Annotated in this window: 13 protein-coding genes; 7 read left to right on the top strand and 6 right to left on the bottom strand. The window is 55.7% G+C overall.

Annotated elements, in window-relative coordinates; genetic code table 11:
- Positions 1-22: 22 nt before the first annotated feature.
- Positions 23-2,266, bottom strand: a complete 2,244-nt coding sequence (locus TU76_RS11440) for a TonB-dependent siderophore receptor (RefSeq protein ID WP_019828337.1) — start codon at positions 2,264-2,266, stop codon at positions 23-25.
- 140 nt (positions 2,267-2,406) lie between these two features.
- The gene (locus tag TU76_RS11435; protein ID WP_046810363.1) at positions 2,407-4,149 is read right to left on the bottom strand and encodes a phosphoethanolamine transferase CptA; all 1,743 of its coding nucleotides are present in this window, start codon (positions 4,147-4,149) and stop codon (positions 2,407-2,409) included.
- Between the two features lie 363 nt (positions 4,150-4,512).
- Here TU76_RS11435 and gnd point away from each other — a divergent pair, with 363 nt between their 5' ends.
- The 5 genes from gnd to nudC all read left to right on the top strand — a co-directional run bounded on the left by gnd (position 4,513) and on the right by nudC (position 9,626).
- Positions 4,513-5,493: a phosphogluconate dehydrogenase (NAD(+)-dependent, decarboxylating) gene (gene gnd / locus TU76_RS11430; RefSeq protein ID WP_019828335.1), complete on the top strand. Its 981-nt coding sequence runs from the start codon at positions 4,513-4,515 to the stop codon at positions 5,491-5,493.
- Positions 5,490-7,013 carry a glucose-6-phosphate dehydrogenase gene (zwf, locus tag TU76_RS11425; RefSeq protein ID WP_019828334.1) on the top strand — a complete coding sequence of 508 codons (1,524 nt, stop codon included), beginning with the start codon at positions 5,490-5,492 and terminating at the stop codon, positions 7,011-7,013. Before gnd ends, zwf begins: the two co-directional genes overlap by 4 nt.
- Positions 7,010-7,828, top strand: coding sequence for a Cof-type HAD-IIB family hydrolase (locus TU76_RS11420; protein WP_048351682.1), 819 nt, complete (start codon positions 7,010-7,012; stop codon positions 7,826-7,828). Before zwf ends, TU76_RS11420 begins: the two co-directional genes overlap by 4 nt.
- 124 nt (positions 7,829-7,952) lie before the next feature.
- A complete protein-coding gene (locus TU76_RS11415; protein ID WP_019828332.1) occupies positions 7,953-8,765 on the top strand; it encodes a crotonase/enoyl-CoA hydratase family protein in 813 nt (270 codons plus the stop codon).
- A 30-nt stretch (positions 8,766-8,795) separates the two neighbouring features.
- Positions 8,796-9,626: an NAD(+) diphosphatase gene (gene nudC / locus TU76_RS11410; protein WP_019828331.1), complete on the top strand. Its 831-nt coding sequence runs from the start codon at positions 8,796-8,798 to the stop codon at positions 9,624-9,626.
- Here nudC and TU76_RS11405 read toward each other — a convergent pair.
- Both TU76_RS11405 and TU76_RS11400 read right to left on the bottom strand, forming a co-directional pair.
- Positions 9,594-10,373, bottom strand: coding sequence for a TSUP family transporter (locus TU76_RS11405; protein WP_019828330.1), 780 nt, complete (start codon positions 10,371-10,373; stop codon positions 9,594-9,596). The genes nudC and TU76_RS11405 overlap by 33 nt on opposite strands.
- 200 nt (positions 10,374-10,573) lie before the next feature.
- Positions 10,574-11,659 carry a sigma-54 interaction domain-containing protein gene (locus tag TU76_RS11400; protein ID WP_048351681.1) on the bottom strand — a complete coding sequence of 362 codons (1,086 nt, stop codon included), beginning with the start codon at positions 11,657-11,659 and terminating at the stop codon, positions 10,574-10,576.
- Positions 11,660-11,988: 329 nt separating this feature from the next.
- Between TU76_RS11400 and TU76_RS11395 the strand changes: the two genes are divergently transcribed.
- Complete coding sequence (locus TU76_RS11395; protein ID WP_048351680.1) at positions 11,989-13,161, top strand: cysteine desulfurase family protein; 1,173 nt, start codon at positions 11,989-11,991, stop codon at positions 13,159-13,161.
- 69 nt (positions 13,162-13,230) lie between these two features.
- Complete coding sequence (locus TU76_RS11390; protein ID WP_048351679.1) at positions 13,231-15,051, top strand: aminopeptidase P family protein; 1,821 nt, start codon at positions 13,231-13,233, stop codon at positions 15,049-15,051.
- A gap of 49 nt (positions 15,052-15,100) precedes the next feature.
- Here the strand turns inward: TU76_RS11390 and TU76_RS11385 are convergent, their stop codons facing one another.
- Positions 15,101-15,382 (bottom strand): hypothetical protein, encoded by a 282-nt coding sequence (locus TU76_RS11385; RefSeq protein ID WP_019828326.1) that lies wholly within the window; start codon positions 15,380-15,382, stop codon positions 15,101-15,103.
- Positions 15,383-15,534: 152 nt separating this feature from the next.
- Positions 15,535-16,434 (bottom strand): threonine/homoserine exporter RhtA, encoded by a 900-nt coding sequence (gene rhtA, locus TU76_RS11380; RefSeq protein WP_046810367.1) that lies wholly within the window; start codon positions 16,432-16,434, stop codon positions 15,535-15,537.
- Between the last annotated feature and the right edge of the window lie 600 nt (positions 16,435-17,034).

Raw genomic sequence — 17,034 nt, 5'->3', positions numbered from 1 at the left:
TACTGCTGGATAAAACCCCGTTTCAGAGCGTCCACTCCAGACCGACGCTCACTGTTCGCGGATCGCCCCAGAACACGCCGTTATAGAAGCCGACGTTTTCGTAATACTTCTGATCGAACAGGTTCTTGACGTTCAAGGACGCCGACACGTGTTCGTCGAATTTATATCGGGCCATCAGGTCGACGAGGGTGTAGGACTTTTGGGTGATGTCTTCCTTGAAGGTGATCGGGTTGCCTTTATCATTTTTCTCGCCGGTAGGGCGGTTGCCAGCGCGGTAGATATCGCTTTGCCAGTTGACAGCGGCACCCACGGTCATGGCACTCCATTCACCCGGCAGGCGGTAAGTGCTCGAGATCTTGACCAGGTTCAAAGGCGACGCAGTATTCATGCGTTGCCCTGCGGCGTTGCGTGAATGGGTGTAGGTGTAACCGGCGACCATGTTCCAATCATCCATGACCTCACCGGCTAATTCGACCTCAAAGCCATTGATCTTGTTACCCTTGCCGCCTGATTTGTAATATTCCTCGCCCTTGGGACCGCGAGGGACTGAATCGTCGATTTCCGGCACGTTGTCCTGTTTGCTCCAGAACACGGCTGACGACAGATTAAGGCGCTCTTGCAGGAAGCTTCCCTTCAAACCCAACTCATAATTACTGCCCACCACCGGCTCAAGATACACATCGCCTGCGCCCTTGTTGGTCGTCGGTTTGAAAATATCCGTGTAGCTCGCGTAGAGCGTCAATTCTTCAGTGAAGTCATACAGCAAGCCCGCGTATGGCGTGATGATGTCATTTTGTGTTTGGGTGACTTTCGTGTGGTTGAGAGGGCCTGAATTGCCTTCAACAAACTCGGAGTTGGCATTGGAGCTTTTCCAGCTGCCATAGCGGGTACCGAGCACTGCATGCCATTCATCCGTCAGGTTAAAGCGTGTGGCCAGATAGCCTGACTTTTGTTTGACGATGCTTTGGCTGCCTTCAATGCCGGTATTAAAGTCCTGATACTTGGGAATCGAACTCATGTCCTGCCAGTTCGCGATTGTGTCGTAGGTTTTTGAGTTGAGGTTAATCATCAAGGGCGACGTATTGTCGTTCTTGGCCTGGCCGTAACCCACCATCAACTCATGATCACGCCCGAACAAAGGGTAAGTGCCCGAGATGTTGACGTCGACGGCGGTCATTTTTTCTTCGCCGATAAAATGGCTGCTATAGGCTGACATGCCCGTGCCATCGGCATTGGGGAAGCCGCCCCCTGCGTAATAGACCTTGCCTTCGGCATCACTGGTGCGATGGGTGTAGGCCGCTTTGAGGTGCCAGTCATTGGACAGCTGCTGGTCGAGGGTGGCGAAGGCGGTTTTGTCCTTCATCGGCCACGAACTCCAGGAGGTGGCCAGGTTGGTCGAACGGCCAAAATTGGCTTTTTCGCCCGAGCCGGTCCAATAGGGGGTAGTCCCCCAGGACGAACCTTGCACCTGCTTGTCCTGGTAGTCGTAACCTACGGCCAGGATGGTAGTGTCGGTCAGGTCGGCTTCCAGGATGCCGTAGGCCACTTCTCGCTTCAGTGCGTAGTTATCGCGAAACGATTTGCTGTCGCGATAAGACAGTACGGTGCGTCCGCGCAAGCGACCGTCGAAAGCCAGCGGGCCGCCCACATCGACATAGCTGTAGTAGTCATCGTAACTGCCGCCCGTGGCGCTGGCCTTGGCTTGCAATTCGTGGGTCGGGCGTTTGCGGATCATGTTAATGGTGCCTGACGGATCGCCTGCGCCGGTGGTCAGACCGGTGGCACCACGCACTACTTCAATGCGGTCGTAAATGATGGTGTCGGCATCAGTTTTCATAAAACTGAACGTATTGAGCATCCCGTCAATCTGGAAATTGGAGATGGTGTAGCCGCGAGACGAGTAACTGACTCGGTCCGAGTCATTGTGCTGAACCACAATCCCCGTGGTATGGCGCATGGCCTCGGTCAGGGTATTGAGGTTGAAATCGTCCATCTCCTGGCGAGTGACGACGGAGATCGACTGCGGGGTTTCGCGAATACTCAGGTTGAGTTTGGTCGCGGTACTGGTCGAGCCCGTGGTATAGGCACCGGTATTTTCGGTGGTGGCTCCCAGGCCCTGGGCGGTGACACTGGTACTGCCCAGTTCCAGTGAACGGGAGGTTTTCTCTACGTCATCCTGCTCGGTGTCAGCCCACAATGATGGGCTGACTGCAGTGCCGATAAGACCTAGGGTCAAGGTCATGGAACGGGTAAATGGCGCGAACATCGCTGCCGACTCCTTGTCGTTGTTATGAAGTTGTCTAGTGCTTCAAACGAATGACAAGGCGGCGCTTTAAGGATAATGAGAATTATTTATTTCTGTGTGCCTGGAAACGAGCAGGGCGCCATTGGCGCCCTGCGGGTTGTTTATTGCTTGGCAACATTGCCTACGGCCGGGGGTTTCGGCTTGATCAGGCTGAAGTCGATCAAGGCCTTTTGTGGGCGCGAGTACGGATCGCCAATCAGCAGCGGGCGGGCGACAAACTGATCGCTGACCAGGCTCTTTTTGTCGTCCAGTTCGTCGGCACTCAAGCCCGCGAGATCGGCCCAGGTATGGATAAACTGCGAGCTGCTGTAAGGGCGGCCAAGGTCGCTGGCGAAATTCCAGGTGTGGCTTTCACGCCATTTTGGCGAGGCCCATGCCATGAACGGAATGGTGTACATCGGTGCTGTCGGCTTGGCTTCGTTCCGGCCCAGGGTGTTGTGCCCGACCGAGTCGAAAACATCCTCGCCGTGGTCGGACAGGTACAGCAGAAAGCCGTTGGGATCGGTCTTTGCGAAGTCCTTGATCAAGCTCGACACCACAAAGTCGTTGTACAGGACGGCGTTGTCATAGCTGTTGTAGGTCGGTACCTGGTCATCGGTCAGCCCGACGGGCACGCCGGTACGGTCGACAAATTTGTCGAAGGTCGGCGGGTAGCGGTACTGGTAGCTCATATGAGTGCCGAGCAGGTGAATCACGATCAGTTTGCGCGGTGCGCTGTCGGCCAGGATCTTGTTGAACGGTTCAATGACATCCCCGTCGTACTGGCGGGCGTTCTGGTTGCGGTTGTTGTTGAGATAGACCTGCTCATCAGCCTGTTCGGAGAAGGTGGTAAGCATGGTGTTGCGCTTGGTCATGGTCTGCTGGTTGGTGACCCAGAAGGTCTTGTAACCGGCTTGCTTCATGACGCTGACCAGTGACGGCGTGCTGAGGTACAGGTCCGGGTTTTCTTCGTCAGCAAACGTCAGCACTTGTTGCAGGGCCTCAATGGTGTAAGGCCGCGGAGTGATAACGTTGTCGAAAATCGCCAGTTGATCGCGCAGCTTATCGAGGTTGGGTGTGGTTTCGCGCGGGTAGCCATAGAGGCTCATGCGCTGGCGGTTGGTCGACTCGCCAATGACCAGAACCAATGTGGTCGGCCTTCCGGCTTCGTTGTCCTTGAGGTTGGTCAGTGGCGGAATCTTGCTGGCGCTGGCCAGCATGCCTTGCATGTTATCCAGTTGCTCGAGGTAACGGCGATACGCGACGACCATCTGCCACGGCACCGCGGGTTCTACCCGGCTTTCGAAGCTTTCCATGGCCGAGGCGAGGGTATCGTGCTTGATCGTTTGCTTGATCAGCGGGTAACCAATAACCGCTACCAGAATGGCGACTGCTGCGGCCCAGGCCTGCGCAGGGGGCAGGTATACCGGACGCAGGCGCGACCACAGGAACACGGCGAAAGCGGTATGGGCCAGGAATGCCAGCACCATCCACCAAGCGAAGTACTGGGTCATGTATTCGCCAGCTTCGGAGATGTTCGATTCGAACATGATGAAGATGACGCTTTGCGAGAATTCTTGCTGATAGATAAAGAAGTAGCCCAGGCTTGCCATCGAGCAAGCCCACAGCACGACACCAATAACGGCTGCCATTACCCGGGTGTGTCTTGGAAACATCAGCATCGGGGCCAACCAAATGGCACTCATCACAAAGGCCTGGCGAAACCCCGAAAACCCGGAGGTGCCGGTCAGTTGGATCAGTAGCTGGGTGATGCCGGAAAAATACCAAAAGAACAGGAACAGCCAGCCAAGGCCCGCCCAGTCAAATCCTTTCGCAGACGTGTTGCTGCGTTTAAACATCCCCATACAGCGCTCCAGCTGATAACTAACTTGAAGGGTTAATGCCGGGTATCGAGGCACAACACATGGGGGCTGTCTCACGAATGAGCAGCCACAAAGTGTTCAAGTATCTCCAAGTGCATGTGAAAACTTTGTCGCCAATGGCCGCGCTTGCAGGGGGTTGTCGGCGTATTCGGCGACCTTAATGTTTATAAGTTTTGCAGTCTTTGCTGCTTCGTCCGTCTGTTGAGTGTATTGAATCGGGAATCTGGCCTTCACCTTGTGCGAAACTATGCACCATGTGTCAGGACTGATCCTGACCGGGCACCTTGGGCAATGCTGCACTAAGGTGCTGTACACCTATTTATTTGTCGTTGGGAGCAACAGTACATGCAGTTGGGAATTATTGGATTGGGCCGTATGGGCGGGAATATCGCACGGCGTCTGATGCTCAATGGGCATACAACCGTGGTTTTTGACCGCAATACCGACTTTGTCAGTGCTCTGGAACAGGAAGGCGCCACAGGCGTTGCCGATTTGCCAGCGCTGGTCGCAGGCCTGGCCAAACCCCGTGCTGTCTGGGTCATGCTGCCTTCCGGTGCTCCGACCGAAGACACCATCGAGACCCTGAGCCAGCTGCTGGACGCCGATGACATCATCATCGATGGCGGTAACACATTCTATAAAGATGACATTCGTCGTTCGCAGTCTCTGGCTGAAAAGGGCATCCAGTACGTTGACGTCGGTACATCGGGCGGCGTTTGGGGTCTGGAGCGCGGTTACTGCATGATGATTGGCGGTGATACCGCCGTGGTAAAACACCTGGACCCGCTGTTCGCTGCTCTGGCACCGGGCATGGGCGACATTCCGCGTACCAAGGACCGTAAATCTGACGACGATCGTGCCGAGCGTGGTTACATTCATGCGGGCCCGGCCGGTGCAGGTCATTTCGTGAAAATGGTGCACAACGGTATCGAATACGGCCTCATGCAGGCCTACGCCGAAGGCTTCAACCTGATGAAAATGAAAGGCGGTGAGAACCTGCCTGAAGATCAGCGTTTTGACCTGAACCTGGGCGACATCGCTGAAGTGTGGCGTCGTGGTAGCGTTGTTTCGTCCTGGTTGCTGGATTTGACCGCAGATGCACTGGCCACTGACGAGCCTCTGGATGGCTACTCCGGCGCCGTTGCGGACAGTGGTGAAGGCCGCTGGACCATCGAAGCTGCAATGGAGCAGTCGACACCTGTACCGGTGTTGTCGCAAGCCCTGTTTGCCCGCTACAGTTCGCGCCAGCAAAGCCTGTATGGCGACAAAATGCTATCGGCCATGCGCTTTGGTTTCGGTGGCCATGTGGAGACGTCTAAAAAATGATTGATCTGTCCAGTAAACCAGATGCCAAGCCTGCGCCGCCCACCACACTGTTTTTGTTTGGTGCCCACGGTGATCTGGTAAAGCGCTTGCTGATGCCGGCGCTGTACAACTTGAGTCGTGACGGTTTACTGGACGATGGCCTGCGCATTGTGGGCGTCGACCACAATGCGATCAGCGATGAGGGTTTTGCCAAAAAGCTGGAGGACTTCATTCGCAATGAAGCCTCCAGCAAAGTGGATCATCCTGACGGGCATGGCTTGAATGCCGATTTGTGGGCCTCGCTGGCGAAGAATATCAGTTACGTGCAGGGCGACTTTCTGGATGACAGCACCTACGGGGCGCTCGAGCAGAAAATCATCGCCAGCGGCACGGGCAATGCGGTGTTCTACCTGGCCACTGCACCCCGCTTTTTCAGCGAAGTCGTGCAGCGGCTGGGCGCCAGCGGGTTGCTCCAGGAAACCCCCGATGCATTTCGCCGGGTCGTCATTGAAAAACCTTTTGGTTCTGACGTGCAGACAGCTCAAGCATTGAATGAGTGCCTGCTGAGTGTCATGAGCGAGAAGCAGATCTACCGGATTGACCATTACCTGGGCAAGGAAACTGTCCAGAACATTTTGGTCAGCCGTTTCTCCAACGGGCTCTTCGAAGCCTTCTGGAACAATCATTACATTGACCATGTGCAGATCACTGCGGCCGAAACCGTCGGGGTCGAGACACGTGGCAGTTTTTACGAACACACCGGCGCCTTGCGCGACATGTTGCCCAACCATTTGTTTCAACTGCTGGCGATGGTGGCGATGGAGCCGCCCGCAGCCTTTGGGGCAGATGCGGTGCGCGGTGAAAAGGCCAAGGTGATAGGAGCGATCCGCCCCTGGTCGAAAGAAGATGCGCTGAAAAACTCGGTACGCGGGCAGTACACCCAGGGTGAGTCCGGCGGTAAGCCGGTCGTGGGATATCGCGAAGAGAACAATGTGGCTGCCGACAGCAGCACTGAGACGTTTGTGGCGCTCAAGGTGATGATCGACAACTGGCGCTGGGTCGGAGTGCCGTTTTACCTGCGCACCGGCAAACGCATGAGTGCGCGTGACACTGAGATCGCCATCTGCTTCAAGCCTGCACCTTATGCGCAGTTCCGCGACACCGAAGTTGACCGGCTGCAGCCCAACTATTTGCGTATTCAGATCCAGCCCAATGAGGGAATGTGGTTTGACCTTCAAGCCAAACGGCCAGGGCCGGGTCTGAGAATGGCCAATATAGAGTTGGGCTTTGCGTACAAGGATTTCTTCGAAATGCAGCCTTCAACAGGCTACGAGACGTTGATTTACGACTGCCTCACCGGCGACCAGACCTTGTTCCAGCGTGCGGACAATATTGAAAACGGCTGGCGCGGTGTGCAGCCTTTTCTGGACGCATGGCGTGAACACAGCGAGGTTCAGCCTTACAAGGCCGGGGAAGACGGCCCTGAGGCGGCCAAAGAGTTGCTGGCTCGCGATGGTCGCGTCTGGCTCAACATAGGATGAGTGACGTGAAGCAAGACTCCATTCAATTGGTACTGTGTGACATGGATGGCACCTTGCTACTGCCCGATCACACGATCAGCCCGCGCAATCTGGCGGCGGTCAAGGCGTTACAGGCCGCAGGCATTCATTTCACCCTGGCTACAGGCCGCCCGCCCAGGGCCATGCGCGAATATATCCGGCAGTTGGGCATTGAATTGCCCACCGCAGGATTCAACGGCGGCGTTCTGGTTAATGCCGATGGCAGCTACTTGCAGTCGCATCATGTGCCGTACGAGGCCGTGTTGAAGACCCTGGCCCTGTTGGCCGAGCATGATGTCGAGATCTGGGTATTTGCCGACGATGAGTGGCTGTTGCGCGATCCGCTTGGTCCGATGGTCGCCCACGAACAACAGGGCCTCGGTTACGCGCCGCAGGTAGTTGAGAGTTTTGAGCCTTATTTGCATCGTGTGGACAAGATTGTGGCCACTACCAGTAATGCGCCACTGCTGGTGGCGCTTGAGCAGCGCTTGCAACAGGTGTTGAGTGGTGAGGCATCGGCCAGCCGCTCCCAGGCCCGATATCTGGATATCACCGCACGCCAGGCCAATAAAGGTGATGCCCTTGCAGCTCTGGCCGAACATTTGGGGGTCCCTCTTGAACGTACGGCAGCGATCGGTGATGGCGGCAATGATCCGGCGATGTTCCATCGTGCCGGCCTGTCGATAGCCATGGGGCAGGCCGAAGCGCAGGTTCGCGAGCAGGCGATGCAGGTCACCGGCAGCAACGTTGATGACGGTGTTGCCCAGGTCATTGAGCGTTTTATCCTGCAGCGTTGACGTTATTCAGGCAGGTCATTCTGTCCGTATTTTGGCGTCATCGCGGCCTGCTTGGGGCCTGCCAGGCTTGTTATAGTCCGCCGCTCATTGAGCGGCGACAGTGCCCCCATAAAGGATTCAGGTTATGTCCGACTACCAGGCTTTTCAGGTTGAGTTAACAGGCAACATTGCCCACGTTCAGATCAATCGGCCTGAAAAGGTCAATGCGATGAATGCGGCGTTCTGGACAGAAATCATCGAGATCTTCCAGTGGATTGATGAAACCGACGCCGTGCGGGTGGTGGTGCTTAGTGGTGCAGGCAAGCACTTTTCTGCCGGTATCGACTTGATGCTGCTGGCTTCGGTGGCCAACGAGATGGGCAAGGATGTGGGCCGCAATGCCCGCATGCTACGGCGTAAAATCCTGCAAATGCAGGCCTCATTCAATGCCGTTGACCAGTGCCGCAAACCCGTATTGGCGGCTGTTCATGGTTACTGCCTGGGCGGGGCGATTGACCTGATTGCGGCCTGCGATATGCGCTACGCCGCCGAAGACGCGCAGTTCTCGATCAAGGAAATCGACATGGGGATGGCCGCTGACGTAGGCACACTGCAACGTCTGCCGCGCATCATCGGTGATGGCATGCTCCGTGAACTGGCTTACACCGGGCGGATGGTCGCGGCGGATGAAGCCCGAGCGATTGGCCTAGTCAACCGCGTCTACAGCGATCATCAGGCGTTGCTGGAAGGGGTGATGGAAATTGCCCTGGACATCGCCAGCAAATCGCCCGTCGCCATCGCCGGTACCAAGCAGATGATCAGCTATATGCGCGATCACCGCGTGGACGACGGTCTGGAGTATGTGGCCACCTGGAACGCGGCGATGCTTCAGTCCAGTGACTTGCGGGTCGCGATGACGGCGCATATGACCAAGCAAAAACCCGAGTTTCTGGATTGACGTTTTTGTAACCTGAACAAGGATCATTTAATGACACCGCGTTGGATCACGGCAGTACTGGATACAGACCTACCTGGCGGCTGGGCCGTGGCGCGCGGCCCCGACGGGTTCTTGATCGATGGTAATGGCCCGCTGTTTCCCCGGGAGTGGCTCAAGCGCCAGGACCTGCCGGTGCTGGCGGAGCATGGCATCGGACACCTGGACGGCGAGCCGGTGTATCTCCTTGAGCTGTCAGGTGCAGCCCAGGTTGAAGGCTGTGAGTGGCAGGGCTTGCGCGCCTTTATGCTGGGCGATGACCACACGTTGTACAAGGTACTGGGTTATGCCGCGCAAATCGGCACCTGGGCTCGTGAACATCGCTTTTGCGGTAGCTGCGGGCAGGCCATGACGCAGGTGCCAAGGGAGCGTGCAATGCATTGCCCCACCTGCGATTTACGCAGCTATCCGCGTATTTCGCCCAGCATGATTGTATTGATTACCCGGGGCGACGAAGTGCTTCTGGCCCGTTCGCCGCGCTTTGTGCCAGGGGTATACAGCACCTTGGCGGGTTTCGCCGAGCCCGGGGAGTCGGCCGAGGATTGCCTGATCCGCGAAGTGCGCGAAGAAGTGCAGCTAGAGGTCAAGAACATCCAGTATGTGGGCAGCCAGTGCTGGCCGTTCCCGCACTCGATGATGCTGGGGTTTCACGCTGAATACGCAGGAGGCGATATCGTGCCTCAGGCCGACGAGATAGAAGATGCGCAGTGGTTCAATGTGCATCAGCTACCGCCGTTGCCGGCATCGCGCTCGATTGCGCGCTATCTCATCGACCTGTATGTGGCCCGGCGCTTAGGCCATGCCGAACCAGTGCTGCCAGGCTAGGCGCACGGTCAAACCCAGCACCACAGTGATAAATACGGGGCGAATGAATTTGGCCCCGCCGCTGATTGCGCTGCGGGCGCCGAAGAACGCGCCGATCATGACTGCAAAACCCATGGTCAGGCCGATCACCCAGTCCACATGGCCGGAGAATATGAACACCGACAGCGCCGCAATGTTGCTGACGAAATTCATGCTGCGCGCCACACCGCTGGCTTTAACCAGATCGACCGGGTACATCAGCATGGTGCTGACGGTCCAGAAGGCACCTGTTCCCGGTCCTGCCACGCCATCATAGAAGCCCAGGCCAAAGCCTTGCGGCAACTGCCATTTCTTTTTGATCGGGGCATCGTTATCGATGGGGGTTTTGGGCGTGCCGCCAAACAGCAGGTAGATCCCGCAGCCAAAGACAATCACCGGCAGCATTTTGTTGAGCCATTCGGCGGGCATGTAATGGGCGACGACTGCTCCGATCAGGGCGCCGGCGAGGGTGCCGAAAATGGCCAGCTTCCATTCACGAGGGTGGAACAGTTTGCGCCGGTAAAAAGTAAAACTTGCCGTGGCTGCGCCGAACGTGGAGCTGAGCTTGTTAGTGCCCAGCACCAGATGGGGGGGCAAACCTGCTGTTAGCAGGGCAGGGGTGGTGAGCAGGCCACCGCCACCGGCAATGGCGTCAATGAATCCGGCAACAAAGGCAACGGCGGCCAGAATGGCGAGGGTGGTCAAATCTACGCTGAGTTCAAAAGGCATGGGATCGACTTAATTCGGCGGGACGTACAGCGCTCAAGCGCGCAGGAAGGACGTCATCTTACCGATAAGCGTGAACAGCGGCGATAGGCCTTTTGTGGTGCGATAGGAACATAGAAACAGCGCTGGTCGCCCGACACTGCTTCGAACGATGCTGCGAACCGTTTGGAGCGTCGTCAGGCAACTGCGAGGTGCTGGCTTTTTCAGTAGGCGAGGGCGTCGGCCTGCGCTCTTCGAACATTGACGGACAGGGCTCCGAGTTTGATAAGGCGCGTGCGGGTGACATTTCGACTCAAACCCAGCAATTTTGCAGTGTGTACCTGGTTGTGATGGCAAAACTCATAGGCCGTGCGCAACAGGGTGTCTTCAACGGCTTCATGCAAGGCGCCCGGCTCCTCTTCGAACAGTTTTCGAAAGGCGCGTTGCAACAAGTCCCGGGTGGTGTATGTGGCGGGTTGCTGCAGCGAGAAATCCTGACGTCTGCTACGTGATTGTGACAAGCGCAGGTCTTGCACCGTGATGGTCTGATTGCGGCACAGCAGCAAGCTGTGATGCACGACATTTTCCAGCTCGCGAATATTGCCCTGCCACGGGTGGTGGATGAGCACTTGTTCGGCGCACTCACTCAGTGACGTTGGTCCGTGGGGCAGCCGTTGGCGATAGGTTTTGAGGAAGTGTCTGGCCAGCGGCAGGATATCTCCCGGGCGCTCGCGCAGCGGCAGCAGCCCAAGGCTGACGACATTCAGGCGGTAGTACAGGTCTTCTCGAAAATGACCGGCGTCTATGGCCTGCTCCAGGTTGACGTTGGTGGCAGCCAGTACGCGCACGTTGATCGGTGTGCTTTTACGCGAGCCCAGCCGCACGACCTCTTGTTCCTGCAGGACGCGCAGCAGCTTTACCTGGATAGTCAGTGGCAAGTCGCCGATTTCATCCAGAAATAATGTGCCGCCATCGGCCTCTTCGAACCAGCCGGCTTTTGAAGTCAGCGCGCCTGTGAACGCCCCTTTTTCATGGCCAAACAGTTCTGCCTCCACCAATGACTCGGCAAAGGCTCCGCAGTTGACCGCCACAAACGGCTGATTCTGGCGGTGGCTGAGTTGATGAATATGCCGGGCGACCAGTTCTTTGCCGGTGCCGGTTTCCCCAATGATCAGTACGCTGGCATCGCTGGGTGCTATTTGTTGCAAATGTGCCAACAGGGCTTTGGACGCGGGGTCCTCGAACACTTGGGCCGTGGCTCGTATGGACGTGGCCAGTGCGGGGGTGGCAGGTAATGTTAAAAGCTGCATTGACAGCTCCTTTTAACAGGGGCTCTGCCCACAAAAGGAAAGCCGAAGGCTGCTTTATAAAGTCATTTTGTTATTCCGTAAACTAACCTAATTCCATATTTATATATCGATATCGCATATCTGACTTGCGTGATGGCCTGCTTTTAGCGCTTTATAAGACCCTGCTTTCCAGATAGCCCAAGTTTGAGACTTATCCTACGGCCTCTCTGCCAAATGCACCTTTTTTCGCTTGGCTCTATCGGTTATCTCTAACGGCCGCTTTTTTCGTGGCTTCACTCACCGGCATCAAGTACTGCCTGTTGCCGGAATGCGCTCAGTGGGTTTGAACAATGAACAAACGACCTATTTATTTCGATTACGCGGCCACCACTCCTGTGGACGCTCGTGTCATTCAGGTGATGGTCGATTGCCTGGGCTTTGAAGGCAATTTTGGCAATCCGGCCTCGGGTTCCCATGTCTTTGGTCAGCAAGCCCGGCAGACGGTAGAACTGGCTCGAGCACAGGTCGCGCAGCTGATTAAAGCCCGGCCTGAGCAGATCATCTGGACCTCGGGTGCCACCGAGTCCAATAACCTGGCGTTGAAAGGCGTGGCCCTGGGCGGTGGTCAGTCCCGCGGACATATCATCACCAGCCAGATCGAGCACAAGGCGGTGTTGGACACTGCACGCTTTTTGGAGGGTTCGGGCTTTGAGGTGACGTATCTGGCCCCTGATGCCAATGGCCTTATAAGTGTCGGGCAGGTAGATGCCGCCTTGCGCGATGACACGCTGCTGGTGTCGTTGATGCTGGTCAACAATGAGCTGGGCACGGTCAATGACATTCCAGGTATCGGGCGTCGGGTGCGCGAGCATGGTGCGCTGTTCCACGTGGACGCAGCGCAAGGAGCGGGTAAGGTAGTCATCGACCTTGATGAGTGGGCGGTAGACTTGATGTCGTTCTCGGGCCACAAGATTTATGGTCCCAAGGGTATCGGCGCCTTGTATGTGGGGCCGCGCGCGCAGGATCGGCTACAGGCACAGATTCATGGTGGCGGGCATGAGTCCGGTCTGCGCTCGGGAACTCTGGCAACTCATCAAATTGCGGGCATGGGCGCTGCTTTTGCGGTGGCAAGTGAATCATTTGCTCAGGAGCTGGCTCACATAGGTGAACTACGTCAGCGTTTGCTTGAGCAACTGGCCGACGTGCCTGAGCTGCAGTGTAATGGCTGTCCGACGCAGCGTATTCCCCATACCCTGAGCCTGACTTTCAGCGAAGGGCGCTTCGATAGCGCGGTTCTGAGTGCCTCTCTGGCGTATTCGGCAACCTCAGCATGCAATTCGGCAAGCAATGCACCTTCCCATGTACTGCTGGCTCTGGGACACGATGCTGACAAGGCCAGTCGAACAATTCGCCTGAGTCTTGGGCGCTTCACCCGCGAGCAGGATATAGATGCCGCAGTCGGAGCGATTAAAGCTGCTGTAGCCGCACCGGCACCTTTTTGGGCGGTTGCCCAACCTTGGTAGCTGATCCATCATCTATAGCTAAAGCGTTTGTTAACGAATAATAAATCCCAGTGATTAGCAGGAGACAGAATGAGTACTCAGTCGTTGAATCCAGGAACGGTTACGCAGCGTTTGGCGCGTACCCGGGCCTTGATGAGCCAGAACGGTATCTATGCGCTGCTGGTGCCTTCGGCTGACCCCCATCTTTCGGAGTATCTGCCTGCGTATTGGCAAGGCCGTCAGTGGCTGTCGGGTTTTTACGGTTCTGTTGGGACATTGATTGTGACCCCAACCTTTGCCGGTGTGTGGGCCGACAGTCGTTACTGGGAGCAAGCGACCAAAGAACTGAGTGGCAGTACCATTGAACTCGTCAAGTTGTTGCCCGGACAACCCGGCCCTCTGGAGTGGCTGGCAGAGCTGACACCTGAAGGTGCAACGGTTTCGGTTGATGGGGCAGTACTTGCGCTGGCTTCTGCACGAACACTCGAGAGCAAACTTAAAGAGCGTGGTGCCGTTTTACGTACGGATATCGATCTGCTGGATCAGGTTTGGGATGATCGCCCACTCCTTCCAGTACAGCCTGTTTATGAGCATCTGCCACCGCAAGCGACTGTCAGCCGGGTCGAAAAACTGGCGCAGTTACGCGAAACACTTCAGCAGCGTCAGGCAGATGCTCATTTTATTGCGACGCTGGATGACATCGCCTGGTTGTTTAACCTGCGTGGTTCAGATGTCTCTTTTAACCCCGTATTCGTTTCGTTTGCGTTGGTCGATGCCTCGCGGGCTACCTTGTTTCTGGACTTGGATAAAATCAACCCCGGCCTGCGCGAGATCCTTGAGAAGGATGGTGTTGAACTGCGTGATTACGTTGAGATCAATGCGGCGCTGGCGTCATTGCCGGTTTCAACTCGTTTGTTGGTGGACCCTGCGCGGGTGACCTGTGGGCTGCTCGGTCATTTGCAGGCAGAAGTGAAGCTGGTTGAAGGCTTGAATCCAACTACCTTGGCCAAGTCGCAGAAGAGCCTTGATGACGCGGTCCATATCCGTAAGGCCATGGAGCAGGATGGTGCTGCTCTCTGCGAGTTCTTTGCGTGGCTGGAAACAGCCCTTGGACGTGAGCGCATCACCGAGTTGACTATTGATGAACAGTTGACCGCTGCTCGAGCCCGCCGCCCTGACTTCGTATCGTTGAGCTTTAACACCATTGCCGCTTTTAATGCCAATGGTGCCATGCCTCATTACCATGCAACGGAGCAAGAGCATGCTGTGATTGAAGGTGATGGTTTGTTGCTGATCGACTCGGGAGGGCAGTACCTGGGTGGCACAACCGATATCACCCGCATGGTCCCTGTTGGCACACCAACCCGCGAGCAGAAGCAAGACTGTACCCGTGTGCTAAAAGGTGTGATCGCTTTGTCCAGGGCTCAATTTCCAAAAGGGATCCTGTCACCCTTGCTGGACTCAATCGCAAGGGCGCCGATCTGGGCTGAGTGCGTCGATTACGGGCACGGGACAGGTCATGGAGTCGGGTATTTCCTGAATGTGCATGAGGGGCCGCAGGTCATTGCCTATCAGGCAGCTCCTGCACCCCATACAGCGATGCAGCCAGGGATGATTACCTCGATTGAGCCGGGCACATATCGTCCGGGTCGCTGGGGGGTGCGAATCGAGAACCTGGTGTTGAATCGTGAGGCGGGGACTTCGGAGTTTGGAACATTCCTGAAGTTTGAAACCCTGACGTTGTGCCCGATTGACACTCGCTGTCTGGAGCCTTCATTGCTGACCCTGGAAGAGCTGCAGTGGTTTGATGCTTATCACGCGATGGTTCGCGAGCGCTTGAGCCCGCTGCTTGTTGGGGCTGCTCTTGAGTGGCTGCTGGAGCGTACGGTACCACTTTCGATATCTGCCTGATCTCCCTGCCATGCTGTCGACTCGCTCGACGGCATGGCAGAGCGGGTCGTTACTTGCAGATAACAATCATGCTGCGGCTGGTATAGCCCGCCGGGTTCAAACCGAACGGGTAATCTCCAGGCTCTTCTGCGGTATCGCCAGATTTGGCAACCACTCGGTATCCCTTGCTTCCACAGGACTTGACGGCTTCGGCGTAGCACTTGTTCCACGATGAGGACAATCCAGAGCAATTGATATGCAAGCCTCTTTTTCCATGCTTTACGGCGGTTTCTGAGGTTGCAGCGCAGCCGGTTACAGCGAGTACGGCTAAAGCTACCAAAATTCGTTTCATTCCTGTCCTTAAGCGTTTGCGTCGGATTTACGGGATGCGAGAATCGGTGACCATCTCCCAATGGCTCTTATGGATATCCTTATCCGGAATCGGCTCATGTGATTCTCAAGAGACAAACATCCCTTAAATGAGAGTCAATTACCAGAACTGTGTTAGTTGGCGGACTTATTATCGGCAACGATGGGTTTAGAGTGATTGCGCATCGTCAAGGTTGCACCGATGGAGGCCATTATGATGCAAGAGATGGCCATCCATTGTGTAAACGACAAGACCTCATTCAGGAACAGCAGCCCCGACAGCGCACCGAATGCAGGTTCTATGCTCATCAAAGTACCGAATGTGCGAGTGGGCATACGTGTAAGTGCGATCATCTCTAGTGTGTAGGGCAAAGCTGTCGATAAGAGTGCTACGCCTATGGCTATAGGGATCAGGCCAGGGGTCAGCAATGCCCCCCCTGCGTGGTAAATCCCGATAGGCGCAAAAAACAGGGCAGCAATAATTACGCCTAAAGCGGCTGTCTGAACGCCGTTATCTGCACCAGCCCGCTGCCCATAGAGGATGTATAGCGCCCAGCACACCCCGGCACTGAGCGCGTAACCAGCACCTAGCGGGTCGATTCCTTGAGCGCTCTCTCCAAAAGGTATGAGTAACAGGAGTCCCGTTATGGCCAGGCCAATCCATATAAAGTCGATGGGTCTGCGGGAGGTATAAATAGCCACCGCCAAAGGTCCGGTGAACTCCAGGGCGACTGCAATGCCCAGCGGAACACTACGTAGAGACATATAGAAGAGGAAATTCATCCCGCCCAACGCGATCCCGTAAACAATGACGGTCTTCAAGGACTGAGTGGTGAACTTGGCTCTCCATGGTCGCAGTATCAGGAACATGATCAGGCTGGCGAATATCAGGCGTAGGCTGGTTGTTCCTTGTGCACCAATAACCGGGAACATGCTTTTAGCCAGAGAAGCGCCGGATTGTATCGAAGCCATGGCAATGAGTAGCAACCCGACAGGGAATAGCGTTGCTATGAGGCGCTGGGGGTGTTTGATCATTGCAGAGTGAACCTGAGGAGGGTGTTTAAAGGCAGGTATCATGCTTGGGTAATTTGAAATGTGCAATATAGTGCGCAATTTGTGCGGTTTTCTGTCTATTAAACATTGGTTTTCGATAGTTTCGATTAATGCTTGACTCAAATACACAGCGGCCTATAATTCACCCACTTCCGGCGCAGTCGAAACGGAAAACTCCTTGAGTTTCAATGAGTTGGATTGGTTTTCGGCAGTGTCAGCTTCAGGTCATCGAGGCAGGAAATGAGGTGTTGACAGCAGCGTGTAACGCTGTAGAATTCGCCTCCCGCTAACGAGAGATCGAAAGCGCAAGTGGTTGATGTTACAGAGGAAACTTTGGAAACATCTTAAAATAACCGCTTGACAGCAACAGAGGCTGCTGTAGAATGCGCGCCTCGGTTCAGCGAAAGCTAAACCAACCGCTCTTTAACAACTGAATCAAGCAATTCGTGTGGGTGCTTGTGGAGTCAGACTGATAGTCAACAAGATTATCAGCATCACAAGTTACTCCGCGAGAAATCAAAGATGTAACCAACGATTGCTGAGCCAAGTTTAGGGTTTCTTAAAAACCCAAAGATGTTTGAA

The organism is Pseudomonas psychrophila (assembly GCF_001043005.1).
Taxonomy (GTDB): Bacteria; Pseudomonadota; Gammaproteobacteria; order Pseudomonadales; family Pseudomonadaceae; genus Aquipseudomonas; species Aquipseudomonas psychrophila.
This window is presented reverse-complemented; position numbering and strand designations above follow the sequence as displayed.